Genomic DNA, 25,416 nt, shown 5'->3' on the forward strand with positions numbered 1-25,416 from the left:
CCTGCTGGGCTTCCGCGCGCGGCACATCAGGGACCAACCCTGATTTCCGAGGGCCCGATCGGAACCCGGACATCAGGGTTCGTCCCCGATGCCGGGCCGGCGATCTCCGTGCCAGTATCGAGGTGTGCAACCGGTACCTGGATTACCCGTGACCGTTCCCCGCCTCGAACGGCGGGTGGGCGGTCGCATCGTGGGCGGTGTGGCCGGCGGTGTCGCCGACCATCTCGGCATCGACGCCACCAAGGTGCGGGTCGCGTTCACAGTGCTCGCCGCCCTCGGCGGGTTCGGGATCGCGGCCTACGGCCTGCTGTGGATGTTCGTGCCCCCGGGCTCCGACACCGATCGTCCCACCGGCCCCGAACGGCGCCGCGCCATCGGCCTCGCCTTCATGGGTATCGGCCTGGCGGTGGGTCTTTCGTGGCTGTTCAGTGGTGGTGCCGCCGGTGTGGTGCTGCCGATCGTCGTGGTGGTCGTCGGTGCAGCGCTCGTATGGCGTGAATTCGACGTCGAAGGCCCCCGATCGGTACTCGGTCTGCCCGCACATCCGACGGTCCTCACATGGGCCCGCGTACTCGGCGGCCTGACCCTCGTCGTCACCGGACTCGGAGTGATGGTCATCGCGCAGGTCGACGTCGCGGCGTTGCGCTCGTCGCTGGTCGCCGTGGTGGTCACGCTGGTCGGTGCCGCCCTGCTGTCGGTGCCGCTGTGGATCCGGATGTGGCGTGCCCTCGAGACCGAGCGTGCGGCCCGGGTGCGCAACGAGGAGCGCGAGGAGATCGCGTCGCACCTGCACGACTCGGTGCTCCAGACCCTCGCGCTCATCCAGAAGCAGGCCGGCGACCAGCAGGAGGTCGTGCGACTGGCGCGCAGCCAGGAACGCGAACTGCGCCGCTGGCTGTTCGGTGGGGACGAGACGCCGAGCACCTCGCTCGCCGAGACGCTGCGCACCATCGCCGGTGAGGTGGAGGACCAGTACGGTCTGTCCGTCCAACCCGTCATCGTCGGCGACGTCGCGCCCGACGACAGCGATCTGACCCCCGAGGCCGCGACCGCCGTGCTCGGCGCGACCCGCGAGGCTCTCGTCAACGCCGCCAAGCACGCCGGGGTGGACAGCGTCGACCTCTTCGCGGAGGTGGAACCGCATCAGGTGAGCGTGTTCGTGCGCGATCGCGGCGTCGGATTCGATCCCGACGAGGTGCCGGCCGATCGGCAGGGTCTGGCCAAGTCCATCCGGGCGCGCATCGAACGTCGCGGCGGCCGGACGGTCGTGAAGTCGAGTCCCGGAAAGGGAACCGAGGTGCGCATCCATGTGCCGCGCGCCGGCCGGACGGAGACCGAACGCGAACAGGACACCGAGTCGACCTTAGAGTGGGGGGTGAACGACCCCCACCCCGAGGAGCAGACACAGTGACTTCGATTCCGGCGACATCGTCCGATGCCACCGAGAACAACCGTCCCTATCGTGTCTTCCTGGTGGACGACCATGCGGTCTTCCGCTCCGGAGTGCGCACCGAACTGGGGCGCGAGGCCGACATGGAGATCGTCGGCGAGGCCGGGGGAGTCGCCGAGGCCGTCGCCGGGATCGAGGCGACCAAGCCGGATGTCGTGCTCCTCGACGTCCACATGCCCGACGGCGGCGGCGTCGCCGTCCTCCAGCGGATCCCGGACGGGCCGGTCTGCCTGGCGCTCAGCGTGTCCGACGCGGCCGAGGACGTCATCGCCGTCATCCGCGCCGGCGCCCGCGGGTACGTGACGAAGACGATCTCCGGTCCGGATCTGGCCGACGCCGTCCGGCGGGTCGCCGGGGGAGACGCCGTGTTCAGTCCGCGTCTGGCCGGTTTCGTGCTCGACTCGTTCACCGGCCGGTCGGCTGCGCCGGAACCGCCCCTCGATCCCGAGCTCGACTCGCTGACGCCGCGGGAACTCGAGGTACTGCGCCTGCTCGCTCGCGGCTACACCTACCGCGAGATCGCCGAGGAACTCGTGATCTCGGTGAAGACCGTCGAGACCCACGCGTCGAACGTGCTGCGCAAGACGCAGCAGTCGAACCGCAACGCGCTGACTCGTTGGGCACACCGCCGCCGCATCGACTGAGCGTGACGTCGGATCAGACGACCAGCGCGATGATGACGGCGACGAGCAGCGCCACCACGATCACCGCGACCATCGCCGCCATCGCCAGGGGTGCATAGGCGACGATGCGGTCCTGCGGGTTGTCGGGCACGGGACCCTTCGGGAGCAGGCGGTCGAGCAGATCCGCCGGGGCGAAACCCTTCGCCGACTTCTTCGGACCACCGGTGGCCTGCGTCGCGGCACCGAGGGGGCGGTCGACGAAGGAACCACGGGGGCGTGCGGGTTCGGCGAAGTGCGCGGAACGCTGTGCCCACGACGGGATCGTGCCGTCCTCGTTCTGGATGGGACGGCCGCGCAGGGCCGCCGCCGATCCGCCCGGTCCGAGGACCACGCGGGCGAGGAGATCGCGCGCCTGCGCCATCGTCGGGCGTCGCGCCGGATCGGGCTGGAGCATCTCGAGCAGGGGCTCGGTGAGCGGACCGGTGTGCGTGGGCATGATGATCTCCGCCCGCGCGACCCGGTGCAGCAACGCGATCGAGTCGGTCTCGAAGCCGAAGGGCGGTTGCCCCTCCACCGCGGTGTAGAGGGTGGCGCCGAGCGAGAAGACGTCGCTGGCCTCGGTGGGATCGTTGCCGCGCGCGACCTCGGGTGCGAAATAGGCGGGGGTGCCGATGATCACGCCGTCGGGGTCGTTGTCGCCCTTCGCGCGAGCGATGCCGAAGTCGCTGATCTTCACGATGCCGGCGTCGCGGCCGCGTTCGGCGATGAGGATGTTGCCGGGCTTGACGTCGCGGTGGACGATCCCGGCGGCGTGCGCGGCGGTGAGGGCGTCGGCGACGTTCGCGCCGATCTGCGCCACCACGTACGGCGGGAGGGCGTCGACGACGTTCATCACCTGCGCCAGGCTGCGGGACGGCAAGTGCTCCATGACGAGCCACGGTTCGCCGTAGTGCAGAGCCATGTCGTACATCGAGATGGCGTGCTCGTGGGCGAGCTGGGCGGCGGCCCGGCCCTCCCGGAGCGCGCGGCGGCGAAGATCCTCGGCCTCGTCGGGATCGAGGTCTGCGGTGGAGATCACCTGCTTGACGGCGACGTCGCGACCCAGACGGTTGTCGCGGGCGAGCCAGACGGCACCCATGCCGCCACCGCCGAGCTTGGAGTCGAGCCGATATCGACCGGCCACCAAGTGATCCGGCCCTACGGCCCGTCCTGCCCACGCCTGCTCCGCCACTCGATCGAGAGTAGCCGATCGGAGGTGTTCGCCCCGGCCGAAAAACGTGTGAGCTGCACTGTAGTCACCGTCGGGGGCGGTGCTCCCGGCTTGACGGGAAGGATTCGGGTCGGTTCTACTTGATGAAGATCGAAAGTATGTTCGAATAGAGTGCGAGCCGGGCCACGACTTCCCCGTGGTCGGCCGGTCGTGTGTGTCAGGCGGCAGGCGGATGACAGGGGTGACAGTGGGCGAGGTGGCCGAATTTCCGGTGGACGACGAGGAAGCGGGTCGCGCGGAGCGGATCGAGGCGCTGCGACGTCGGATCGCGGCGGTGCCGGCGCGGGGCGAGGTCCAGTCCGTCGCGCGAGGCCGGGTCGAGGCCCCCTCCGACCGCATCCTGCCCGTCCCGGCTCCGCTCGCGGAACTGTTGCCGCAGGGCGGATTGGTGCGCGGCAGCGTCGTCTCGGTGTCCGGCGCCACCTCCCTTCTCCTCGGGATGCTCGCGTCCGTGACGGCCTCCGGCGGGTACGCCGCCGTGATCGGCCAGCACCGGCTGGGTCTGCTCGCCGCCGCAGAGATGGGAGCCCGTCTGCACCGGTTGGCTGTGATCCCCGATCCCGGACCGGATCCCGTGGAGATCGCCGCGGTGCTGCTCGACGGGATCGACCTGGTGGTGTTGGGGCTCGGTGGGGCATCGGTGCCGCCGTCCCGCGCTCGTGCGGTCGCCGCCCGGGCGCGGAGCAAGCAGTCCGTCCTCGTGGTCACGGACGGTCGCTGGGAGGGTGCCCACGTGCGACTGGAGGCGCGGGTCGACGGTTATCGGGGTGTGGACGGTCCCGGCCGGGACCGGCTGTGCGCGACCCGCTTGTCGGTCCGGGCGCACGGGCGTGCGTTTCCTCCGCGCGCCACCCGCGTGGAGGTGTGCGCCGGCCGCAGTGCCGTCGAGTGGGCGAGTGAGGAGCGGAATCGGCTGGAGGACGGGCATTTCCGTAAAGCGGTCCGGTGAACGACCCGTCCTCTCGACGGGCGCCCGCGCGGGTCGTGGCCCTCTGGTGCCCCGACTGGCCCGCGGTCGCCGCCGCCACCGCCGCGGAGTTGCCCGCGACCGTCCCGGTGGCGGTGGTCTCGGCGAATCGTGTCGTCGCCTGCTCGGCCTCGGCGCGGGCCGCGGGTGTCCGGCGCGGCCTGAGACGACGTGAGGCGCAGGCACGCTGCCCGGAACTGTATGTGGCCCGCTCGGATCCCGACCTGGAAGCGCGGACGTTCGAGGCGGTGGTGGCCGCAATCGATGCGGTGGCCCCGGGCGTGGAGGTGCTGCGCCCGGGTCTGGTGATCCTCGCCGCGCGCGGTGCGGTCCGGTGGTTCGGCTCGGAGGGGGCCGCCGCGGAGGCCCTGATCGACGCGGTCGCCGCGACCGGCGTGGAATGCCAGGTCGGTGTCGCCGACGAGTTGTCCACCGCGGTCCTCGCCGCGCGCCGGAACGCGCTGGTCCCGACGGGGAGGGGCGCCGAGTTCCTGGCGCCGCTGCCCGTCTCGTATCTCGCGGTGGAACCGGCGCTGGCGGCTCCTCGGCGGGCCGACACGGTGGATCTGTTGCGCCGTCTCGGTATCCGCACCATCGGAGCGTTCGCCGCGTTGTCCTCGATCGATGTGGCCTCACGCTTCGACGCGGACGTCGTTGCTGCGCATCGGAGCGCACGGGGCCTGCCGGAACGTCCCCCGTCGGGACGGCCGATCCCTCCGGACCTGACGGTCGAGCAGCCCTGCGACCCGCCGGTGGAGCGGGTCGACGCCGCGGCCTTCGCCGGTCGCGCACTGGCCGAACTGCTCCACACCAGGCTCGCGGCAGCGGGAGTCGCATGCACGCGACTGCTCGTGACGGCACGCACCGGGGCCGGGGAGGAACTCGCGCGCACCTGGCGCTGCGCCGAGCCGCTCACCCCCGAGGGCACGGCCGATCGTGTGCGATGGCAGCTCGACGGATGGCTCACCGGCCGCAACACCAACCGGCCCACGGCGGGAATCGTGCTGCTGCGCCTCGAACCGGTCGAGGTCGTGGCCGCAGGTGCGCTGCAACTCGGGTTGTGGGGCGGTGTCGGCGACGAGGACGAACGGGCACGTCGGGCGCTCGTCCGGGTGCAGGGCCTGCTCGGTGGGGACGCCGTCCGGATCGGAGTCCTCGGTGGTGGCCGGGGACCCACCGAACGGATCGTCCTCGTGCCCGTCGGCGACGAGGCGATCCCGCACTCCGACCCGGACGCACCGTGGCCGGGCCGGCTCCCGCCCCCCGCTCCCGCGCTGGTGTTGCACACACCTCCTGCGATCCGGCTGGACGACGACGTGGGGAATCCGGTCTCGGTGACCGAGCGCGGACTGCTCAGCGGGTCACCTGCTCGGCTGCGATGGGGAAGTCGCAGCTGGACGGTGATCGGATGGGCCGGTCCGTGGCCGGTGGACGAGTACTGGTGGGACCCGGCCGCCGCCCGGTGCGCCGCCCGTCTGCAGGTGCTGCTCGAGGAATCACGGGCCCTGCTGGTGTTCTTCGGTGCCGACGGCTGGCGGGTGGAGGGCGTCTACGACTGAGTAGGCTCGAGCATCATGAGATCTCCGGTCCTCACCGCCGCGCCGAACGGGGTCGCCCTCGCATATCGCGAGTTCGCACCGTCCGCTGCCGCCGCCCGTTCCGTGCCCGTACTGCTGGTGCACGGGATGGGTGGCGACGGGCGCACGTGGACCCGGTTCACCGGAGCCCTGGTGAAGGCGGGCCGACGGGTGATCATCGTCGACCTGCGCGGACACGGACGCAGTGGCCGGGCCGCCTCGTACCGTTTCGGTGAGTTCGCCGCCGACGTCGCCGGCCTGTGCGCCCATCTCGGTGTCGAGGCCGTCGATCTCGTCGGGCACTCGCTCGGCGGGCACGTGGGATCGCTGGTCGCGCAACAGAATCCCGGCCTCGTCCGGCGACTCGTCCTCGAGGAGACACCTCTGCCGTTGCGGGAGGGGGATCCGGTTCCGGAGATGCCGGCCCACCGCCCGACTCCCGCGGAGTTGTGGCACGCCGCGACCAGCATGGCGCTCAACCCTCGCGCGGTCACCGCCTTCGACCGCTCGATGACGCCGTCGGTCGTCGCCCAGTTCCACACGCCGAATCCGGTGTGGTGGCAACAACTTCCGTCCCTCGCCGCCCCGACCCTGCTGTTGCGCGGAGTGCGGCGCGGCAGCATGGTCGACCCGCAACTGCTGACGGCGGCAGTCGAGGCACTGCCTTCGGCCTCCGTGCGGGAGATCGGCTGCGGGCACAGCATCCACCGCGACCGTGCCCGCGATTTCGCGGCGGCCGTCGTCCCGTTCCTCACGGATCGATCGGTTGCCTAGACTGGACGATCGTGCGCATCGCGACCTTCAACATCAACGGAATCCGCGCCGCACAGCGCCGCGGATTCGAGGACTGGCTGCGTGAACGCAACCCCGACGTGGTGGCCCTGCAGGAGGTACGCGCTCCGGCGGCTGCGATCCCGCAGGGTGTCTTCGGCAAGTACCACCTCGCCTACGACGAGGGCACCCTTCCCGGCCGCAACGGCGTCGGAATCCTGACCCTGCACGAACCTGCCGCCGTGCGCACCTGGAGCGGCACCGCACTGCTGCGACTTCCCGGTGAGGAACACGTCGACCGGATCGAGTTCGATCGGGGAGCGCTGGCACGCGGACTGTCCGAATTCGCCCACGAGGGGCGGTACGTCGAGGTGGATCTCGCCGACGCACCGATCACCGTGGCGTCGCTGTACCTGCCGAAGGGCGGGCTCCCGGCGCACCTCCAGAAACCCGGGCGCATGCGCGACGAACCGGACGGTGGGGTGCGCTACCAACGCAAGATGCGGTTCCTGTCGGCCTTCGCCCGGCAGCTGACCCGTAGCCGACTCGCGGCGCGCGCCCAGGGGCGGGAGTTCCTGATCATGGGTGATTTCAATGTCGCCCACACGCGCTACGACGTGCGCAACTGGCGGCGTCGCGGGCAGGCCGAGGGTTTCCTGCCCGAGGAACGCGCCTGGTTCGATTCGCTGCTGTCGCCGCGCACGCTCGTCGACGTCGTCCGCCGGCACCATCCCGAGGTCGACGGTCCCTACTCGTGGTGGTCGTGGCTGGGGGAGTCGTTCGCCTCCGATTCCGGGTGGCGGATCGACTACCACCTCGCCACACCGCGACTGGCCCGGACCGCGATCTCCGCAGGGACCGACCGCGATCCGGCGCCGGACCGGAGGATCAGCGATCACGCGCCGGTCGTCGTGGACTACGACATCTGAGTCACCGTCGTGGACTACGACATCTGAGTCACCGTCGTGGACTACGACATCTGAGCCTGATGTATGGGGCTCGTGGTCAGTCCATGGTGAGGATCTGACGGAGGGCGGTTCCGTCGGCCAGGGCGTCCATCGCCTCGTTGATCCGACCCAGCGGCAGACGGTCGGTGACGAGTCGCTCGACCGGCAGTCGCCCCTCGCGCCACATGTCCACGAAGCGGGGGATGTCGCGGGCCGGGACGGCGGATCCGAGGTAGCTGCCCACCAGTGAGCGGCCCTCGCCGACGAGAGCGGTGGGCGAGATCTCGAGCCGGGCGTCGGGGGTGGGCAGGCCGACAGTGATCGTAGTGCCTCCCGGTCCGGTGAGCGCGACCGCCGTGGCGAGCGCGGGCACGCTCCCCGCGGCCTCGATGACCAGCCGTGCCTTCACGCCCTGCTCGACGGCCTCGTCCGGTGAGAGGACGTCTCGGGCTCCCAGCGAACGGGCCGTGTCGCGCTTGTCGGGAGAGGTGTCGACGGCGATCACGGTGACGTCGTCGTGGGCCAGCGCCACGAGCAGCGCGGCCATCCCCACTCCGCCGAGACCGACGACGACCAGCGTGTCCCCGGCCTGAGGACGAGCAGCATTGACGACCGCACCGCCACCGGTCAGCACGGCGCACCCCATCAGCGCGGCGACCTCGGCGGGGACGTCGTCGCCGACACCGACGAGCGACCGCGTGTCGACGACGGCGTGGGTCGCGAAGGCCGATGCTCCCAGATGGTGGTGGACGTCGTTCCCGTCGCGGTGCAGCCGTCGGGCGCCCGACAGCAGGGTTCCCGCCGCGTTCGCGGCCGATCCCGGGATGCAGGGGCGGATGCCGTTGCTCGCGCAGCCCTCGCACTCACCGCAGCGGGGCATGAAGGTCATGACGACCCGCTCGCCGACGGAGAATCCGGTGGTGTCGTCGCCGAGTTCGACGATGCGTCCGGCCGCTTCGTGCCCGAGCAGCATGGGAACCGGGCGAGGCCGGTTGCCGTCGACCACGGACAGATCGGAGTGGCACACACCGGCGCATTCGATCTCGACCAGCGCCTCACCCGGTCCCGGTGGGTCGAGTTCGAGAAGGTCCACGCTGAGCGGGGTGGACTCCTCGTACCGCCGTCGACGTCCGATCTCCTCCAGGACTGCTCCGGTGATCTGCACGGGTCTCCCTTCCGTAGAGTCGCGGATTCATCTACCCCTAGCATCACGAGCATGACACTCACCCGGGCCGACCGCTTCCTCATCGGTGCTACCGCAGTCTTCCTCGTGTCCCAGGCGAACATCGGTCGGGTTCTCGGCTCCACGGCTCCGACGGTGGGCACCCTCCAGACCACCTTCTCGGCCGCGAAGTACCGAAAGATCCTCGACAATCTCGGTCCTGAGGAGATCGAGCGCTACCGGCAGCACTACTACTGGGACATGGTCCATCCGGCGACCTTCGCGATCGCATTGCGGGCCGGTGCACGATCGCTCGACGAACACCGCCCGCTGTCGCCGAGCACGCGTCGGATCCTGATGGCGGCGCCCGTCGTCGCCGCGGCGGGGGACTACGTCGAGAACGTCGTCGGCCTGTACCTGCTGGATCACCGCACCCGGATCGACGATCGGACGGTCCGGGCCACCTCGACCGTCAGTGTCACCAAGTGGGTGCTGGCGCTGGGCAGTTTCGCGTACCTGTCGCAGGGATTCCTGCGGATGTGGAGTGGTGTGGCACTGCAGCGTCTGCGCCGCGGCCGACCGGTCACCGCAGGGTGCCTGCGCCGCGGCTGACCCGTCACCACGGGGTGCCGAGCCGCGGCGAGGGTGTCCGGGCCACAATGTCCGCGTGACCACCATCTCCGCCCCCACCTGTTCCGCACTGTCCGCGCTCGACGAACCGCTGCCCGGTACGGCAGCCACCGCGCCCGGCTACGTGTGCCTCGAGGTGCCGACGGGCTGGGGCCGCGACGTGCTCGACGGCACCGCCCTCGGCGCCGAGTTGTCGGACGAATTGTCCGTCCGGGCGAAGGCTGCGGACGTGCGGATCCTGTTCATCCGGAGACCCGGCCGCGACGTGGTGCGGGAGACCCGGACCGTCCTGCTGGCCCGCACCGAACCGGAGAACACCTGGTGCGAGCGGCTCGAGATCACCGAGTCGGCGGAGCTGCTCGACATCGTCCCCCGTGTGGTCGCAGGTCCGGCCCCCGGTCTCGGCACCGCCGTGCAGGACCCGATCGCCCTGGTGTGCGCTCACGGAAAGCGGGACCGGTGCTGCGCTGTGCTGGGGCGCCCGATCGCGGCCGCTCTGACCGCCGAGTTCGGGCAGGACATGTGGGAGTGCTCGCACACCGGCGGACACCGTTTCGCGCCGTCGATGATCATACTGCCCACCGGGTACACCTACGGGCGGCTCGACGAGGACGACAGTCTCGCCGCGGTCCGCGACGCCCGGAACGGGTATGTCCACGCGGGTGGCCTGCGGGGTCGCAGCACCTGGGGTGCGGCCGGGCAGGCCGCCGAGATCGCGGTGCGCGAGGCGATCGACGAGTTCGCGATCGACGGCGTGACGGTCGAGGGCGGGGACGAGCCGATCGTGCGTCATCGCGACGGCCGGGCATGGCGGGTCGGGGTGGAGACCTCGGAACTACCGGCCCGTCCGGCGAGCTGCGGTGCCGCGGCCAAGCCGGCGCGTCCCGTCGTCACGACGACGATCACGCCGCTGTAGCGACACCCCGACCACTCGGCCGCTCTGCGGTCCGGTGCCCCGGCCGCTCTGCGGTCTGATGACCCCGCCGCTCTGCGGTCTAGTGACCCCGCCGCTCTGCGGTCTAGTGACCCAGTCCGACCTTCGCGTGCACGCGCTTCATCCACGCCGGTGCCCACCAGTTGGCCTCGCCCATGAGCTTGACCAGTGACGGCACGAGCAGCATGCGCACGATCGTCGCGTCGATGATCAGCGCGACGATCATGCCGACGCCGAGGAACCGCATGATCGACAGGCCGGAGATGGTGAAGGCCCCGGTGACCACGATCAGCAGCAGTGCAGCGGCGGTGACGACACGTCCGGTGCGGGCGATGCCGTACTCGACGGCTTCTACCGTCGTCGCTCCGGCCGCGCGGGCCTCCATCATGCGCGACATGAGGAACACCTCGTAGTCGGTCGACAGGCCGAACACCACGGCGAGGATGAGGACGACGAAGGTCGGCTCCATCGCCGCGGGAACGACGTGCAGCCACGAAGCACCGTGGCCCAGCTGGAACACCCAGGTCAGCACGCCGAAGGTCGCGGCGAGACTCAGTGCCGCCATGAGCACCGCCTTGATCGGCAGTGCCACCGACCCGAATGCCAGGAACAGCAGCACCAGGGTCGAGAGCACCATGATCGTGATCATCCAGGGGAGCGAATCCGAGACGGCCTGGTTGGCGTCGTCGACGAGAGCCCGGCCGCCGCCGACGAGCAGGTCGGTGCCGTCCGGCACGTCCAGGGCGCGCAGTTCGCCGGTGATCTCGCTTGCCCGTGCGGTGCCGTCCACGCCCTGCGCGTAGAGGCCCTGCAGGACCACCACGTCGGACTCCTGCCCGACGATGACGGTCTGCGAGATGCCGTCGACCTTGGCGACCTCGGTGGACACCGTGCGCACGGCAGTGCTGTCCGGGGCCTGTCCGTTCTCACCGCGCAGGACGAGCGTGGCGCCGTTGCCGGTGCTCGGAAACTCGTCGAGCAGGGTCTGGGTGGCCGCGCGGGCCTGGCTGTCCTCGGGCAGGGCGGTGTATTCGATCTCCCCGAACCGTGCTTCGAACACGGGCGACGCGAGTACGAGGAGACCGCCGGTGATCACCACCGCGATCAGGGCGGGACGGCGCACGACCTTGCGGACGACCCCACCCCAGAAACGACGTGCCCGCGCTTCGGCGCGCGTGAAGGTCTCACGGTCCCAGGTCCACGCGTTGATGCGGTGGCCGAGCATCGTCAGCAGCGCGGGAACCGCAGTCAGCGACAGGACGGCGGCACCGAGGACGGCGGCCATGGCACCGAGGCCGAGCGACCGCAGCACCGTCTGCGGGAAGACGAGCATGCCCGCGAAGGCGCAGATCAGCAGGGCAGCGGAGAACATCACGGTGTGACCGGCGGTGGACATCGTCCGTTTGACCGCCGAGGTGACGTCCGAACCGGCCGCGAGTTCCTCACGGTAGCGGCTGACGATGAACAGGCCGTAGTCGATCGCCAGGCCCAGACCGATCAGCGACGTGATGTTCAGCGCGTACGACGACACCTCGGTGAAGTTCGACAGCAGACGCAGGGTGGCGAGGGACGAGAAGATCGCGAGCACACCCACGAAGACGGGGACCGCGGCGGCGATCACCCCGCCGAAGATGAACACCAGCAGCACCAGCGTGATGGGCACCGCGATGAGCTCGGACCGGACGAGATCGCTCTCGAGAGTGTCGGTGAACTCGATCGCGACCACGGTGTTGCCGGCGAACTGTGATTCCACACCGGGCACCTCGAGCAGGTCGAGGGCTTCGGGGAAGCTCGCGGCGGTGAGTCCGGAGTTCGCGCCGAGCGTGATGGAGGCAGCGACGCTGCGCTGGTCGGTGGACAGCAGCAGCTGGTTCATCGGCGGGGGAGCGGTCCAGTAGGTCCGGATCGACTCGGCGGGGACGGCGTCCTGGAACTCGGCGAGGGTTCTCTCGATGTCGGGACGGATGTCGTCGACCGTGCGTCCCTCGGGTGCGGTGTAGAGCGCGATGATGTCCGCGGCCTGCGACCCGAAGTTCTCGTAGATGATCTGCTCGACCTCGACGGCCTCGCTGTTCGGGTCGTAGTAGCCCGTGCCGGTCAGCTTGCCGAAGATCCCGACGCCCCAGGCGCCGGCGAAGAGCACGACGAGCAGCACGATCGCCAGTACCCATCGGCTCCTGGTGACGACGATCTCGGCCCAGCGACTCATGCCCACTCCCGGTTCCGCTGACGATTGTGACGATCGGCAACTGTACTGGCGTGGAGTGGGAGGGCTTCACCCTGCTCGGCCGGAACGGCCGCGAGATCAGGGGAGGAAGAAGGTGGACCGACGCGCCGGATGCCTCACGGCACGGTGCGCAACGTGGCTCCAGCCGGACGGTATTCCACGAAGGCGGTTTCTCATTGGCTCCGGGGCGTACGCGACGCGCCGATCCACACTCCTCAACAGGGGTGGGCAAGGATCCATTCCCGGCCCTGCCGGACGTGACCGGGTTCACCCGCCGTCGTGGGCATGGTGGGCCGTGCCGGCCGCCTGCGTCACGTCGTGCACCTCGTCGGCGCCGACCACCACGAACTGTCCCATCATGCCGCTGTCCTCGTGTTCGAGCAGGTGACAGTGGTACATGTACGGCATCGCCGGATCGGTGTGGCGACCGAACGGAACGAGCAGCCGCACGGTCGCCGCCGGCGGGACGAAGACGGTGTCCTTGCGACCGGCCAGGGACGGATGGTCGGGACTCACCCCGGTCATGCCGAGGATCTCGAACTGCACGTCGTGGATGTGGAAGTTGTGGATCGTGCCGCTGACGTTGCGCACCTCCCACAGTTCGGTGGTGCCGGCGACGACCACCTCGTCGATCCGGCCCATGTCCATCTCGCGATCGTTGATGGTCGTCGACGAGGTCAGGTCGATGCGGCGGGTGCTGCTCGGTTCCCCGAGCTCCGGAAGGGTGGTCAGCCTCTCCGGGATCGCGGCCGACGACCCGAGGACGGGTGCCGCCCGCAGCTCGAGGACGTCCATGCGGTCGTCGCCACCGGAGAAGCGGTCCTGCCAGAAGCCGGCCTTCAGCTCGGGCGGGGTGCTGCGCAGCACGTGCCTCGAACCTGCTTCCGGCCGGACGACGATCTCGGCGCGCTCACCCGGCGACAGCCGGAGACTGCGGACGGCCCGCGGCTCCTCGAGCAGACCACCGTCGCTGCCGACGACGAGGAACGGCATCCCGGTGTCGAACGAGAAGTTGTAGACGCGCGCGTTCGACGCGTTGAGCACCCGGAGCCGGACCGTCTCGGTGCCGACGTCCAGGAACGGCCGCGGTGTGCCGTTGACGAGGATCTCGTCGCCGAGCGCGCCGACGTCGGCGAAGATCGCGTTGCTGTCGTCGAGCTGGTCGCCGTCGAACTTCCGGTCCTGGACGACGAGGGGGATGTCGTCGACCCCGTAGTCGTGGGGGAGCGGCGACGTGCCGGGCTCGTCGATCAGGAACATGCCCGCGACGCCCCGGTACACGTGCGCGGCGGTGGAACCGTGCAGGTGCGGGTGGTACCAGAGGGTCGCGGCCGGCTGATCGACGGTCCAGTACGGCGACCATGTCGTTCCCGGCTCGATCGGCTGGTGCGGTCCGCCGTCCATCGCCGCGGGCAGGTGCATGCCGTGCCAGTGCATCGTGCTCGTCTCGCCGAGTTCGTTCGTGACGTTCACGCGCACGTTCTCGCCGCGCACGGCGCGGAGAGTGGGTCCGAGGTAGCTGCCGTTCACGCCCCACGTCCGGGTGTCGGGGCCGTGCCCGAGGTCGGTCGTGCCGCGCTGCATGGTCAGGTCGAACACGCGCGTGCCGTCGGCGTCGACGGTGCCCGACTCCGCGGGAGGGATGCGCAGGGCGGTGTCGAAGTCGACGCGTCCGGTGGTGTCGAGCGCGCGCGTGGTCCATGCGTGGACGGCCAGGCCGCCGATGATCGCCACGAACGCGATGAAGAGCACGAAGGGTATGGCGAGCAGACGCACCAGGAGTTTCACGACACCCATGCTCGTTCTCCCGCACCGTCGGCACATCCGGCGTGGCACCGGATTTCGTGGTGGGGGAGAACCCTGACGGAACCTCAGGACGCCCTGTGCAGACGCGCGGCCTGCCGCACGAGATGGTCGCGTTCGGGCACGCTGGTCGCCAGGTGCGCGGCCTCCGCGTAGAGCCGGGCCGCCGTGGCGGTGTCGCCGGCGCGTTCGTGGAGATACGCCGCGGCCGCCGTGTACCGGGGCAGGGTGGGATCGAGTTCGGCCAGTGTCGCGAGACCGGCGTGGGGTCCGTCGGCCTCACCGACCGCGACGGCACGGTTGAGGCGGGCCACCGGGTTGTCGGTGAACTGCAGGAGCTCGTCGTACCACTCGACGATCTGCACCCAGTCGGTCTCCTCCGCGGTGCGCGCGTCGGCGTGCAGGGCGGCGACGGCGGCCTGCGCCTGGAACTCGCCGAGCCGGTCGCGGGCGAGTGCGGCCTGCAGGATGTCCACGCCCTCCGAGATCATGCGCGTGTCCCACAGGGCGCGGTCCTGTTCGGCGAGCGGGACGAGAGCGCCGTCCGGCCGGATGCGCGCCGCTCGCCGGGCGTGATGGAGCAGCATCAGCGCGAGCAGACCCGACACCTCGGGGTGGTCGATCACCGCTGCCAGCCGGCGCGTGAGGCGGACGGCCTCGGTGGCCAGGTCGACGTCACCCGAATAGCCCTCGTTGAACACGAGATAGAGCACCCTCAGCACCGTCGCGACATCGCCCGGCCGATCCAGCCGGACGTCCGCGATCGTGCGCTTGGCCCGGCTGATGCGTTGGGCCATCGTCGCTTCCGGAACGAGATAGGCCTGCGCGATCTGCCGGGTCGTCAACCCGCCGACGGCACGCAGGGTGAGCGCGACCGCCGAGCCGGGCGTGAGCGACGGGTGGGCGCACAGGAAGTACAACGCGAGCGTGTCGTCCACCGGTGTGCCCGGACCGGGCCGAGGCTCGGCGTCGACGAGGATCTCGCGGCGTCTGCGGGACGCGTCGGCGCGCACGGTGTCGAGGAATCTGCGCCACGCCACCGCGACCAGCCAGCCCTTCGGGTCGCGCGGCGGATCCTCCGGCCACACCCGCAGGGCTTCGACGAGCGCGTCCTGCACGGCATCCTCGGCCGACGCGAAATCCGCTCCGCGGCGGACGAGGATGCCGATCACGGTGGGGACGAGCGTGCGCAGCAACGCCTCGTCCACGTCTACTCCGTGACGGTCGGCGGCTCGGACATGAACGGGCGCACCTCGAGCCATTCGTGGATCGGCTTCCCACCGGCTCCCGGCGCGGCCGACAGTTCGGCGGCCAACTCCAGTGCCCGGTCGTAGCCGTCGACGTCGATCACCATCCACCCGGCGATGAGATCCTTCGTCTCCGGGAACGGCCCGTCGGTGGCCGGGGGACGCCCTTCGCCGTCGTAGCGGACGAAGGTGCCCTCCGGGGAGAGCGCCTGCGCGTCGACGAACTCGCCGGTGCTCTCGAGACGGGCGGCGAAATCCTGCATGTACCGGATGTGGGCCGACACCTCCTCCGGCTCCCACTGATCCATGGGGACGTCGTTCACCGCTGCCGGGGCGCCGCGGTAATGCTTGAGCAGCAGGTACTTGGCCATGATGTTCTCCTCCGTGCGGTACGGCCCATTGTGGCCGCGTTCATGGAGGAGACGGAGCCGCTTCCGGATTCTCGACATCCCTCCGCGAACGATTCGAGGTTAGGGTCGCGGCATGCGTATTCATCTCGGACCCGGCCACGACGAACACCTCGCCGCCGCGATCGTCTCCGGCGGTGGAACCCTCTCCGAACTGGACGAGGCCGATGCCCTGGTGTGGGACGGCAGCGCCGAGGAGTTCCCGGATCTGCCCGACCGGGTGCGCTGGGTGCAGCTCACCTACGCGGGTATCGAACCGTTCTTCCGGGCGGGCGTGATCGACGACCGCCGGCTGTGGGCGAATGCGTCCGGTGTGTACGCCGACAACGTGGCCGAGTACGCGGTGGGAGCGCTGCTCGTGGGGTTGCGGCAATTCCATGCCTCGGTTGCCGCGAAGCGGTGGACCAAGGACGTTCTCGACCCGCGGGTGCGGACCCTCCACGGCTCGACCGTGGCCATCGTCGGATGCGGCGGTATCGGCCGGGCGATGATCCCGCGCCTGCATGCCCTCGGCGCGTCCGTCGTCGCGGTCAATCGTTCGGGCCGACCCGTCGACGGTGCGAAGGTCACGCTGCCGGCCGACCGCACGTCGGAGGTGTGGTCGATGGCCGATCACTTCGTCGTCGCCGCACCTGCGACCGCCGAGACCGATCATCTCGTCGACGCCGCCGCGCTCGCGGCGATGCCCGGGTCGGCGTGGCTCGTGAACGTCGCGCGGGGCAACCTCGTCGACACCGACGCGCTGGTGAAGGCGCTCGAGGACGGTGCGATCGCCGGGGCGGTCCTCGACGTGACCGATCCCGAACCGTTGCCCGAGGGTCATCCGCTGTGGGATCTCGACAATGCCGTGATCACACCGCACATCGCCAACACGCGCAGCCGGCTGACGCAGACGTTCGCGCCGACCCTCGAGGAGAACGTGCGCCGGTTCGTCGCGGGCGAGGAGTTGATCGCCCGGGTCGATCCGAACGCGGGTTACTGAGGCCGTTCGGCCGCCTTCTTGATTGCGGACAGGCGACGGTCCCAGCCTGCCCCCACGGCGTCGATCGCACGTCCGACCGCGCTCAGCCGAGATCCGACGGCGGAGAAGCGGATCTCCCGTCCGGCGCGCTCGGAGGTCACGAGACCGCACCGTTCGAGCACCGCCAGATGCTTGGCGATGGCCTGACGGGAGACCGTGAACTCGGCCGCGAGCCCGGACGCCGACGCCGGAGACCGGCCCAGTCGCTGCAGGATGCGCCATCGGGTGTCGTCGGCCAGGGCCGCGAAGACGGGATGCAGATCGGCGGAGAACTCAGCGTCGGGCAACGCTTCCGTCCTTCTCGAGATGGTGCTTGGCGATCTCCAGTTCGGCCGTCCAGCCGCGGGAGTTCTCCTCGAAGCGGGTGCGGCGTTCGCTCGCGTCGCCGGGCAGGGAGTCGAATCCGCTTTCCGTGACTCGTAATTCGGTTGTGCTGGTGTCGAGCGCGGTGAGCCGGAACTCGACGAGGGTCGACGGACTGTCGGGATCGGTGTGGTCGGCGAGCCAGCGGAAGGCCGCGTAGTGCGGTTCGTCGAGGGTCACGGTGCGGAAGACGAAGGCGCCGTGGACCGGATCGTGCACGGTGGTGAGATCTCCGTCGTGTTCGAGGCGGTGCTCGGTCCACTCGTTGTCGTTGATGTACCAGCCGGGTTCGGCCACGAGTGTCCACACCCGGTCCACGGGGGCGTCGATGGTGATGTCGCGTTCGATGTGGTCGAGTTCGTCGGTCATGATTGCTTCCTTCGATGGGAATGCAACTCCAGGGTTGCACCTGCTCGCCCATGATGCAACTCCCTGGTTGCAGTCGATCGTGCAGTTCTCGTCGACGACTCCCGGTGTGTCGCGACGAGAACTGCGCGCGTTCGAACGTGTCGTTCGAACACATGTGCGATACTGGACCGGTCGAGGAGGTGTCGGAGTGGGATGGGGAAACGGTCCGCCGACCTGGTCGGAGATGGAACGTGTGCTCTCGGGACGACCCGGCACTTCCCGCCGCGATACCGAACATCCCGGCGACGGGGGTGACAGCCCGGCGTGGTCGCGCACCCGCACCGAGTACGAGGCGCGGGTCCGACGTCCCGAGGGGCCGGTCGTGCCCTACGCCGAACTGCACACCCACTCCGCGTTCAGCTTCCTCGACGGTGCCTCCACGCCGGAGGAACTCGCCGAGGAGGCGGCACGACTCGGACTCGAGGCCCTCGCGGTGACCGACCACGACGGACTGTACGGAGCGGTGCGATTCGCCGAAGCCGCACGCGAACTCGACATCCGCACCGTCTTCGGAGCCGAGCTGGGCCTCGACGATGCGCACCTGCTCGTCCTCGCCCGCGGTCAGGAGGGCTATCGACGCCTGTCGCGGCAGATCGCCGACGCCCACCTCGCAGGAGGGGAGAAGAACAACCCGACGTACGACTACGACGCGCTCACCGACGCCGCCGGTGGGCACTGGCAGATCCTCACCGGTTGTCGTCGGGGGCACCTGCGACAAGCGTTCGCCACGGGCGGGATCCCCGCCACCGAAGCGGCATTGCTCGATCTCGTCGACCGGTTCGGCGCCGACCGCGTGACCGTCGAACTCACCCGTCACGGATATCCCGACGACCACGAACGCAACGCAGCCCTCTTCGAACTTGCCGGGCGACACGGAATTCCGTGCATCGCGAGCACGGCAGCGCACTTCGCGCACCCCCGTCGGCGACGCCTGGCAATGGCCGTGGCGGCGATCTCCGACCGGCAGAGCCTCGACGACGCCGTCGGCCGGATCCCGCCGACCGGAGGCGGACACCTGCGGTCGGGGGAGGAGATGGCGCGGCTGTTCGAGGCCTTTCCGGGTGTCGTGCACCATGCCGCCGAACTGGGTCGTGAATGCGCCTTCGACCTGCGTCTCGTCGCCCCGAAACTGCCGCCCTTCGATGTTCCAGACGGGCACACCGAATTCACCTGGCTGCGCGAACTCACCTACGACGGGGCGCATCGCCGCTACGGTCCGGTCGAGCGCCGCCCCGACGCCTATCAGCAGATCGAACACGAACTCGATGTCGTCGGCCGGCTGGGATTCCCGGGATACTTCCTCGTCGTCCACGACATCGTCGACTTCTGCAAGCGGAACGACATCCTGTGCCAGGGAAGAGGATCGGCCGCCAACTCGGCGGTCTGCTACGCGATCGGCATCACCAACGTCGACCCCGTCGGCAACAAGCTGCTGTTCGAACGCTTCCTGTCGCCCGAACGCGACGGCCCACCCGACATCGACCTCGACATCGAATCCGACCGGCGCGAGGAGGCGATCCAGTACGTCTACCGCAAGTACGGGCGGATCAATGCCGCGCAGGTCGCGAACGTCATCACCTACCGCGGTCGCTCCGCCGTCCGCGACATGGCCCGTGCCCTCGGATACTCGCAGGGACAGCAGGACGCGTGGAGCAAGCTCATCGGCCGGTGGGGTGGGGTGCGGGTCGAGACCGACGAACGGATCCCGGAGACGGTTCTCGATCTCGCCGAACAGATCGAAGGTCTCCCACGGCATCTCGGCATCCACTCGGGCGGCATGGTGATCTGCGACCGGCCCGTCGCCGACGTGTGCCCCGTCGAATGGGCGCGGATGGAAGGGCGCACCGTCCTGCAGTGGGACAAGGACGACTGCGCTGCAGCGGGTCTCGTGAAGTTCGATCTGCTCGGCCTCGGCATGCTCTCCGCGTTGCACTACATGATCGACCTAGTCGACGAACACGAAAGCGTCCGAGTCGACCTCGCACACCTCGATCTCTCCGAGCCGGGGGTCTACGAGATGTTGTGCCGCGCCGACTCGGTGGGGGTCTTCCAGGTGGAGTCGCGGGCGCAGATGGCCACTCTGCCGCGGTTGAAGCCGCGATGCTTCTACGATCTGGTCATCGAGGTGGCCATCATCCGGCCCGGCCCCATCCAGGGCGGTTCGGTGCACCCCTACATCCGGCGGCGCAACGGTCTCGAACCCGTCACCTACGACCATCCGTGCCTCGAGAAGGCCCTCGAACGCACCCTCGGCGTTCCGCTCTTCCAGGAGCAACTCATGCAGATGGCCGTCGACGCCGCGGGATTCACCGCGGCGGAGGCCGATCGATTACGTCGCGCCATGGGATCGAAACGCTCGACGGAGAAGATGGAACGTCTGCGGGGACGCCTCTATCAGGGCATGCGGGACCTGCACGGCATCACGGGGGACGTCGCCGACCGCATCTACGAGAAGCTCTACGCCTTCGCGAATTTCGGTTTCCCCGAAAGTCATTCGCAGAGCTTCGCCTCGCTGGTGTTCTATTCGGCGTGGTTCAAACTGCACCATCCCGCAGCGTTCTGCGCGGGTCTGCTGCGTGCTCAGCCGATGGGTTTCTACTCGCCGCAATCGCTGGTCGCCGATGCCCGACGTCACGGTGTGGTCGTCCACGGCCCCGACATCGCGGCGAGCCTCGCGCACGTCACCCTCGAGAACGAGGGGAAGGAGGTCCGGCTCGGCCTGGCCACGGTGCGGCACATCGGCGACGATCTCGCCGAACGCATCGTGACCGAACGCAGTGCCCACGGCCCGTACACCTCGCCCGCAGACCTCGCCGCCCGCGTCGGTCTCACCACCACGCAGGTCGAGGCGCTGGCCACTGCAGGAGCATTCTCCTCGTTCGGCGTCACCCGCCGCGAAGCCCTCTGGGGTGCGGCCCCGGCCGCGGCGCAACGCCCCGGACGGCTCCCCGGGATCGGGACGGTGCCGACTCCGGCCCTGCCGGGGATGAGCGCTCTCGAACTCGCTGCCGCCGACGTCTGGGCCACGGGAATCTCGCCCGACAGCTACCCGACGCAGTTCCTGCGCGAGCGGCTCGACGAACTCGGGGTGATCCCGGCCGCGGAGCTACTGCAGGTCCCCGACGGGACGCGCATCCTCGTCGGCGGGGCCGTGACCCACCGGCAGCGACCGGCGACCGCCGCCGGTGTCACCTTCCTCAACCTCGAGGACGAGACCGGAATGGTGAACGTGGTGTGCTCGGTCGGTCTGTGGGCGCGCTACCGGACCGTGGCCCACACGGCTCCCGCCCTGCTCGTCCGCGGCCGGCTCCAGAACGCCGAGGGGGTGGTCACGCTCCTCGCCGACCATCTCGAAACCATGGATCTGCGAATGCCGAGCAGATCACGCGACTTTCGCTAGCATCGCCGAGTGTGAAACGCCTGTGGTCGGTCTCGTTGGCTCTGTTCGCGCTGGTCGTCACCGGCTGCGACGAGGGTGGGGGAGGCGAGGGCTCCTCTGCGTCCGCGCCTGCGATCTCGGCACCGGCGATCGTCGACGGCGGTCTCCGCGAGTCGCAACCCGTCGAGGAGTCCGACCGCAAGGAGGTCGTCACCGGCTACCTCGAGATGGATGCCGGCGATCCCGTGGCGACGGGCCGCCGGGTCGTGACGGTCGTCGAGGAAGCCGGTGGGCGCGTCGACTCGCTCACCGAACAACCCGAGGCGAGCAGCGTGCTCACGGTGCGGGTGCCCGCCGACCGGCTCGACGAGGTCGTCGACGAGATCCGCACACTCGGCCGTGTCACCAGCCTGAGCACTACCCGCGACGACGTGACGATGCAGTACACCGACCTCGAAGCCCGGCTGGGTGCGTTGCGGGCCTCGGTGGACCGCCTGCGGGCACTGCTCGAGTCGTCGGCCGACGTCGAGGCGCTGATCGCTGCAGAGACCGCGCTGGCCGAACGACAGGCCGAACTCGACAGCCTCGAGGCGCAGCGACGGCAGCTGGGCGACCGGATCGAACTGTCCACGCTCACCGTCGACATCACCACCGACCGCCTTCCCTCCGAGCAGGACAGTTTCTGGGACGGGCTGGTCGCAGGATGGAACAGCCTGTGGGCCGCGCTGGGGGCAGCGGTGGTCGGTATCGGCGCCGCGCTACCGTGGGTGGCGTTCCTGTTCGTGTGTGCAGGTGTCCTCTACCTGGTCATCCGGCTCATCACCCGACGGGGACGTTCGTCCGGAACCACCGGGACGCCCGATACCGAGAGGACCGACAGCGATGCGTGAGGTCGACCTGGCCGCACTCGAATCCGCGCTCACCGACGGGGCGACCGTCATCGACGTGCGTGAACGCGACGAATACGCCCAAGTGCGCGTACCCGGCGTCACGAACATCCCGCTCAGCGAGTTCGTCGCGCGGATCGACGAGATCCCCACCGAGGGCACCGTCTACGTCGTCTGCGCCGTGGGTGGCCGCAGCCTGCAGGCCGCGCAGTATCTCGCCGGTCGCGGTGTCGACGCCGTGTCCGTCGCGGGTGGCACCGACGAATGGGCCCGCTCGGGTCGTCCGGTGGAGAGCGGCGCCTAGAAGGAAGTCCGGTTCGAGGCGTCGCCGCCGGCGGCCAGGGGTATCGCGACGAACTCGTCACGGATCCCGGTGCGGAGGTGCACTCGACCGACGTCGACGACCCGTGAACATGGCGGCGGGCGCGAGAGCGGTCAGTGCGGCGAGCGTGGCGTACCCCGCAGCCAGGGTTGCTGTAGCTGCGACGCCGGCGACCAGCAGCGGCCCACCGGCGTCGCCGAGTTCACGACCGAGTTCTGCTGCGCCCATCGTCTGGCCGATACGGTTCTCGGGCGTCGAGGCCGCCAGGGAGGCGAAACCGATCGGGTTGATCATCCCGGTTCCGACCCCGATACCGACCGCGGCAGCAATCACACCGGTGGGGCCCGGAATCAGGGCGCAGACGAGTCCCGCCGCAGTGAGCACGAGTCCTGCGGCCGATCCGATATCGGCGCGGAGACGACCGGAGTCGAGCGCGCGCCCGGCGCGCGGCTGGGTGATCGCGGCGCCCGCGGCCAGGATCGAGACGGCAGCGCCGGTTGCGACCGGACCGAGCCCGGCGGCAGCACCGGACACGGGCAGGAATCCGACACCGACGGACAACGCGGCAGTCGCCAGCGCCAAGGCCAGCGTCGGACGGAGAAAGGCGCCGTCGGTCAATCGCCGGGCAAGATCGACGATCGTCTGACGGGACCTCGGAAGTGGCGCGAGCGCAGGCACGACCGCCACCACCCACACGGCCACGCATGCGGACAGGACAGCGAGCACCGCGAACAAGGTGATCAGACCGCCCGCCCAGACGAGTGCGCCGCCGAGAAGCGGACCGAGGGTGTAGCCGAGACTCTTGTAGAAGCCGTAGGTGCCGAACGCCCGACCGTGTGAGGCGACCGGATTCATTCGGGCGACGAGCGCGCCGGCGGCAGGCGAGAAGGCGGACGCCGCAGCACCCTGCCCCAGGCGTGCGAACCACAGCCATGCCGGATCGTTCACCAGCGTGAATGCTGCTGAGAACAAGCAGAATCCGATCAATCCACCGATGAGCACGGGGCGGGCCCCGATACGATCGGCGAGGGTACCGAAGATCGGTTTGAGGAGTACTTCGGCGCCGTCGTACAGCGCCAGCAACACACCGAGATAGAGCAGTGAGGTGTGCAGATCCGAACCTTCGGCGCCGAGATTGGCGGCGATACCGTGGGCACCGAAGGCCGTGGTGAACCCTGCTGCGTACAGGGGCCACATCCGATACCGCTCCGCCGGCATCGAGGCGCTGTCGACCGTCATGTGATTTCCCCCTGTCGGGAGCGGCATGTGGTGCGGTAATCACCTGCACGGCGTAGTCCTCGAACCGCGCTCCGACCGTGTCGATCGGTCCTGGCGCGCTGATGGGGAGGACCTCCATCAGCGCGAGCGGTCGGCTCGGCCTCCCGGCTCGGGCCGGTCCGAAGACCGGAACATCCGGGACCGCCCACACTCTTCGGCCACACGCGAGAATGTAGCAGCAGTGACAACGCCTCGTAGGCCGATGATCACGGCGGCGTCGTATCCCGGGCATTCCTCCGGTGTCGACCGGGCAGGGCACTGCCCGGACAGGAAGACGTGTCGGACGTACCTCAGACCGCTCCGGGGAAACCGTGCTGCCGCCACGCCTCGTAGCAGGCGACGGCTGCGGCGTTCGACAGATTCAGCGAACGACGCCCGGGCAGCATGGGGATACGGATCTGTTCGGTGATGTGCGGGTCGGCGAGCACCTCGGGCGACAGCCCGGTCGGTTCGGGTCCGAACAACAGCACGTCGCCGGCCCGGTACTCGATCTCCGCATAACTCGACGTGCCGTGCGCGGTGAACGCGAGCACCCGCTCGGGGACCAGCGCCGCCCACGCGGCCTCGAGGCTGCTGTGCACGGTGACCGACGCGAGGTCGTGGTAGTCCAGGCCCGCGCGGCGCAGCTTCGGCTCGGACAGGTCGAAGCCCAGGGGTTCCACCAGGTGCAGTTCCGCGCCGGTCGCGGCGACCATGCGTATGGCATTGCCGGTGTTGGGGGGAATGCGCGGCTCGTGGAACATCACTCTGAACACGATGCAGGTTAACAAGTCGGCACTGTGTGGCCCGGCTCGCACACCCCACCCGCCCACCTGCCTCGGTGAGGTTTCCGAATCGTCGGTGTAACACACCGATCGGTACCGGCGACGTTCTGCGGAACGTATTCCTCAGAACGGATCGAGCATGAATCCTCCTGCCGGTTGGCATCCCGACCCCTACGACCCGTCCATCGATCGCTACTGGGACGGTCAGCAGTGGACGAACCAGACCAGGCCCAAGGGCAGTGGCGACCCCACACAGGTGTTCGGGGCTGTCGGCCAGGGTGGCAATCCTCCTGCTGGAGGCGGGCGGAAGCGACGCAAGTGGCCGTGGGTGCTCGGCGCCGGCCTCGTCGGACTCGTGGCGCTCGGCGCCGCTGTCGGTGAAGAGGAACCGAAGACGGAAACCTCCTCGGTGGTGTCCACGACGAGCAGTTCGGTGGCTCCGACCACGACGACGGTGAAGCCCACCACGACGACGCCTCGGACGACGACACCGCCCACCACGACCTCCGACTCGCCTGCCGTGGTGCCGTTGGTTCCCCAGGTCGGAACGACCGTCGTGGAAACGACGACGGAGTACACCCCGCCGCCCGCTCCCGCGTACACCCCGCCGGCGACGACGGAGTACACGCCGCCCCCGACGCCCGAGTACACCCCGCCGCCGGTGACGCAGTACACGCCGCCGCCTGCGCCTGTGTACACGCCGCCACCGGTTCAGCAACCGTCGGTGTCGTACAAGAACTGTTCCCAGGTCAGGGCAGCAGGTGCCGCCCCGATTCTGCGCGGGGAACCCGGATACGCGCCACACCTCGATGGGGACAACGACGGCATCGCCTGCGACAAGTAGTGCGCGCTGCGGTGTTCGGATGTGCCTGTCACATCCGAACACCGGTGACGGTGCATTGTGCGCAGCCTGAGCGGAACCGGTGACAGTCCGGAAGTGCCCGTGATCGAGTGTCGTGGACCCGAATTCCGCTGGAAC

The 25,416-nt window shown here is 69.6% G+C and carries 23 protein-coding genes; 13 read left to right on the top strand and 10 right to left on the bottom strand.

Annotated features, from left to right (window positions below; translation table 11 throughout):
- Positions 1–88: 88 nt before the first annotated feature.
- Together ACLBYD_RS05665 and ACLBYD_RS05670 are read left to right on the top strand one after the other, a co-directional pair.
- Positions 89–1,411 (top strand): ATP-binding protein, encoded by a 1,323-nt coding sequence (locus tag ACLBYD_RS05665; RefSeq protein ID WP_229565257.1) that lies wholly within the window; start codon positions 89–91, stop codon positions 1,409–1,411.
- Complete coding sequence (locus ACLBYD_RS05670) at positions 1,408–2,094, top strand: response regulator (RefSeq protein ID WP_120279934.1); 687 nt, start codon at positions 1,408–1,410, stop codon at positions 2,092–2,094. The genes ACLBYD_RS05665 and ACLBYD_RS05670 overlap by 4 nt, the downstream gene beginning before the upstream one ends.
- A gap of 13 nt (positions 2,095–2,107) precedes the next feature.
- Here ACLBYD_RS05670 and ACLBYD_RS05675 read toward each other — a convergent pair whose 3' ends face one another.
- On the bottom strand, positions 2,108–3,256 hold the full coding sequence (locus ACLBYD_RS05675) for a serine/threonine-protein kinase (RefSeq protein WP_447815862.1): 1,149 nt from the start codon (positions 3,254–3,256) through the stop codon (positions 2,108–2,110).
- A gap of 274 nt (positions 3,257–3,530) precedes the next feature.
- Here ACLBYD_RS05675 and ACLBYD_RS05680 point away from each other — a divergent pair, with 274 nt between their 5' ends.
- The 4 genes from ACLBYD_RS05680 to ACLBYD_RS05695 are packed head-to-tail and all read left to right on the top strand — an operon-like array spanning position 3,531 to position 7,587.
- On the top strand, positions 3,531–4,292 hold the full coding sequence (locus ACLBYD_RS05680; RefSeq protein ID WP_447815863.1) for a hypothetical protein: 762 nt from the start codon (positions 3,531–3,533) through the stop codon (positions 4,290–4,292).
- The gene (locus ACLBYD_RS05685; protein ID WP_447815708.1) at positions 4,289–5,869 is read left to right on the top strand and encodes a DNA polymerase Y family protein; all 1,581 of its coding nucleotides are present in this window, start codon (positions 4,289–4,291) and stop codon (positions 5,867–5,869) included. Before ACLBYD_RS05680 ends, ACLBYD_RS05685 begins: the two co-directional genes overlap by 4 nt.
- Positions 5,870–5,884: 15 nt before the next feature.
- Positions 5,885–6,661, top strand: coding sequence for an alpha/beta fold hydrolase (locus ACLBYD_RS05690; RefSeq protein ID WP_447815709.1), 777 nt, complete (start codon positions 5,885–5,887; stop codon positions 6,659–6,661).
- A gap of 11 nt (positions 6,662–6,672) precedes the next feature.
- The gene (locus tag ACLBYD_RS05695; protein WP_271036869.1) at positions 6,673–7,587 is read left to right on the top strand and encodes an exodeoxyribonuclease III; all 915 of its coding nucleotides are present in this window, start codon (positions 6,673–6,675) and stop codon (positions 7,585–7,587) included.
- A 76-nt stretch (positions 7,588–7,663) separates the two neighbouring features.
- On the opposite strand, the gene ACLBYD_RS05700 is transcribed toward ACLBYD_RS05695, so the two are convergent.
- Positions 7,664–8,770, bottom strand: a complete 1,107-nt coding sequence (locus tag ACLBYD_RS05700; RefSeq protein ID WP_447815710.1) for an alcohol dehydrogenase catalytic domain-containing protein — start codon at positions 8,768–8,770, stop codon at positions 7,664–7,666.
- Between the two features lie 51 nt (positions 8,771–8,821).
- Between ACLBYD_RS05700 and ACLBYD_RS05705 the strand changes: the two genes are divergently transcribed.
- Together ACLBYD_RS05705 and ACLBYD_RS05710 are read left to right on the top strand one after the other, a co-directional pair.
- Positions 8,822–9,379: a hypothetical protein gene (locus ACLBYD_RS05705; protein ID WP_447815711.1), complete on the top strand. Its 558-nt coding sequence runs from the start codon at positions 8,822–8,824 to the stop codon at positions 9,377–9,379.
- Positions 9,380–9,434: 55 nt separating this feature from the next.
- The gene (locus tag ACLBYD_RS05710; protein ID WP_447815712.1) at positions 9,435–10,313 is read left to right on the top strand and encodes a sucrase ferredoxin; all 879 of its coding nucleotides are present in this window, start codon (positions 9,435–9,437) and stop codon (positions 10,311–10,313) included.
- Between the two features lie 103 nt (positions 10,314–10,416).
- On the opposite strand, the gene ACLBYD_RS05715 is transcribed toward ACLBYD_RS05710, so the two are convergent.
- The 4 genes from ACLBYD_RS05715 to ACLBYD_RS05730 form a co-directional block, all read right to left on the bottom strand.
- Entirely contained in the window at positions 10,417–12,540 is a 2,124-nt protein-coding gene (locus tag ACLBYD_RS05715; protein ID WP_447815713.1) for an MMPL family transporter, read from the bottom strand.
- 285 nt (positions 12,541–12,825) lie between these two features.
- The gene (locus ACLBYD_RS05720) at positions 12,826–14,355 is read right to left on the bottom strand and encodes a multicopper oxidase family protein (protein WP_447815714.1); all 1,530 of its coding nucleotides are present in this window, start codon (positions 14,353–14,355) and stop codon (positions 12,826–12,828) included.
- Positions 14,356–14,429: 74 nt separating this feature from the next.
- A complete protein-coding gene (locus ACLBYD_RS05725; protein WP_447815715.1) occupies positions 14,430–15,569 on the bottom strand; it encodes an RNA polymerase sigma factor in 1,140 nt (379 codons plus the stop codon).
- A 2-nt stretch (positions 15,570–15,571) separates the two neighbouring features.
- Positions 15,572–15,979 (bottom strand): YciI family protein, encoded by a 408-nt coding sequence (locus tag ACLBYD_RS05730; protein WP_447815716.1) that lies wholly within the window; start codon positions 15,977–15,979, stop codon positions 15,572–15,574.
- A gap of 112 nt (positions 15,980–16,091) precedes the next feature.
- On the opposite strand from ACLBYD_RS05730, the gene ACLBYD_RS05735 reads away from it, so the two are divergent.
- Positions 16,092–16,997 carry a D-isomer specific 2-hydroxyacid dehydrogenase family protein gene (locus ACLBYD_RS05735; protein ID WP_060651258.1) on the top strand — a complete coding sequence of 302 codons (906 nt, stop codon included), beginning with the start codon at positions 16,092–16,094 and terminating at the stop codon, positions 16,995–16,997.
- Here ACLBYD_RS05735 and ACLBYD_RS05740 read toward each other — a convergent pair.
- Together ACLBYD_RS05740 and ACLBYD_RS05745 are read right to left on the bottom strand one after the other, a co-directional pair.
- Positions 16,991–17,323 (bottom strand): ArsR/SmtB family transcription factor, encoded by a 333-nt coding sequence (locus ACLBYD_RS05740; RefSeq protein ID WP_006550100.1) that lies wholly within the window; start codon positions 17,321–17,323, stop codon positions 16,991–16,993. The two genes, ACLBYD_RS05735 and ACLBYD_RS05740, sit on opposite strands and share 7 nt — an antisense overlap.
- Positions 17,310–17,768 carry an ATPase gene (locus ACLBYD_RS05745; RefSeq protein ID WP_447815717.1) on the bottom strand — a complete coding sequence of 153 codons (459 nt, stop codon included), beginning with the start codon at positions 17,766–17,768 and terminating at the stop codon, positions 17,310–17,312. The genes ACLBYD_RS05740 and ACLBYD_RS05745 overlap by 14 nt, the downstream gene beginning before the upstream one ends.
- Positions 17,769–17,955: 187 nt before the next feature.
- Here ACLBYD_RS05745 and ACLBYD_RS05750 point away from each other — a divergent pair, with 187 nt between their 5' ends.
- From ACLBYD_RS05750 to ACLBYD_RS05760, 3 genes are read left to right on the top strand one after another with little or no spacing between them, the layout of a single operon-like run.
- Complete coding sequence (locus ACLBYD_RS05750) at positions 17,956–21,207, top strand: error-prone DNA polymerase (protein WP_447815718.1); 3,252 nt, start codon at positions 17,956–17,958, stop codon at positions 21,205–21,207.
- 11 nt (positions 21,208–21,218) lie between these two features.
- Complete coding sequence (locus ACLBYD_RS05755; protein ID WP_447815719.1) at positions 21,219–22,076, top strand: DUF4349 domain-containing protein; 858 nt, start codon at positions 21,219–21,221, stop codon at positions 22,074–22,076.
- Entirely contained in the window at positions 22,069–22,377 is a 309-nt protein-coding gene (locus ACLBYD_RS05760; RefSeq protein ID WP_447815720.1) for a rhodanese-like domain-containing protein, read from the top strand. The genes ACLBYD_RS05755 and ACLBYD_RS05760 overlap by 8 nt, the downstream gene beginning before the upstream one ends.
- 57 nt (positions 22,378–22,434) lie before the next feature.
- Here the strand turns inward: ACLBYD_RS05760 and ACLBYD_RS05765 are convergent, their stop codons facing one another.
- A complete protein-coding gene (locus tag ACLBYD_RS05765) occupies positions 22,435–23,634 on the bottom strand; it encodes an MFS transporter (protein ID WP_447815721.1) in 1,200 nt (399 codons plus the stop codon).
- Between the two features lie 329 nt (positions 23,635–23,963).
- The gene (locus ACLBYD_RS05770) at positions 23,964–24,428 is read right to left on the bottom strand and encodes a tRNA (cytidine(34)-2'-O)-methyltransferase (protein WP_447815722.1); all 465 of its coding nucleotides are present in this window, start codon (positions 24,426–24,428) and stop codon (positions 23,964–23,966) included.
- Positions 24,429–24,576: 148 nt separating this feature from the next.
- Between ACLBYD_RS05770 and ACLBYD_RS05775 the strand changes: the two genes are divergently transcribed.
- Complete coding sequence (locus ACLBYD_RS05775; RefSeq protein WP_447815723.1) at positions 24,577–25,281, top strand: excalibur calcium-binding domain-containing protein; 705 nt, start codon at positions 24,577–24,579, stop codon at positions 25,279–25,281.
- The last annotated feature ends 135 nt before the right edge of the window (positions 25,282–25,416 follow it).

The sequence above is a fragment of the Rhodococcus sp. C26F genome (genome assembly GCF_053345925.1).

Coding starts and splice junctions, on each gene's coding strand:
- ACLBYD_RS05735 (WP_060651258.1), top strand. CDS start 16,092: ATGCGTATTCATCTCGGACCCGGCCACGACGAACACCTCGCCGCCGCG.
- ACLBYD_RS05775 (WP_447815723.1), top strand. CDS start 24,577: ATGAATCCTCCTGCCGGTTGGCATCCCGACCCCTACGACCCGTCCATC.
- ACLBYD_RS05760 (WP_447815720.1), top strand. CDS start 22,069: ATGCGTGAGGTCGACCTGGCCGCACTCGAATCCGCGCTCACCGACGGG.
- ACLBYD_RS05720 (WP_447815714.1), bottom strand. CDS start 14,355: ATGGGTGTCGTGAAACTCCTGGTGCGTCTGCTCGCCATACCCTTCGTG.
- ACLBYD_RS05715 (WP_447815713.1), bottom strand. CDS start 12,540: ATGAGTCGCTGGGCCGAGATCGTCGTCACCAGGAGCCGATGGGTACTG.
- ACLBYD_RS05665 (WP_229565257.1), top strand. CDS start 89: ATGCCGGGCCGGCGATCTCCGTGCCAGTATCGAGGTGTGCAACCGGTA.
- ACLBYD_RS05765 (WP_447815721.1), bottom strand. CDS start 23,634: ATGACGGTCGACAGCGCCTCGATGCCGGCGGAGCGGTATCGGATGTGG.
- ACLBYD_RS05705 (WP_447815711.1), top strand. CDS start 8,822: ATGACACTCACCCGGGCCGACCGCTTCCTCATCGGTGCTACCGCAGTC.
- ACLBYD_RS05690 (WP_447815709.1), top strand. CDS start 5,885: ATGAGATCTCCGGTCCTCACCGCCGCGCCGAACGGGGTCGCCCTCGCA.
- ACLBYD_RS05730 (WP_447815716.1), bottom strand. CDS start 15,979: ATGGCCAAGTACCTGCTGCTCAAGCATTACCGCGGCGCCCCGGCAGCG.
- ACLBYD_RS05745 (WP_447815717.1), bottom strand. CDS start 17,768: ATGACCGACGAACTCGACCACATCGAACGCGACATCACCATCGACGCC.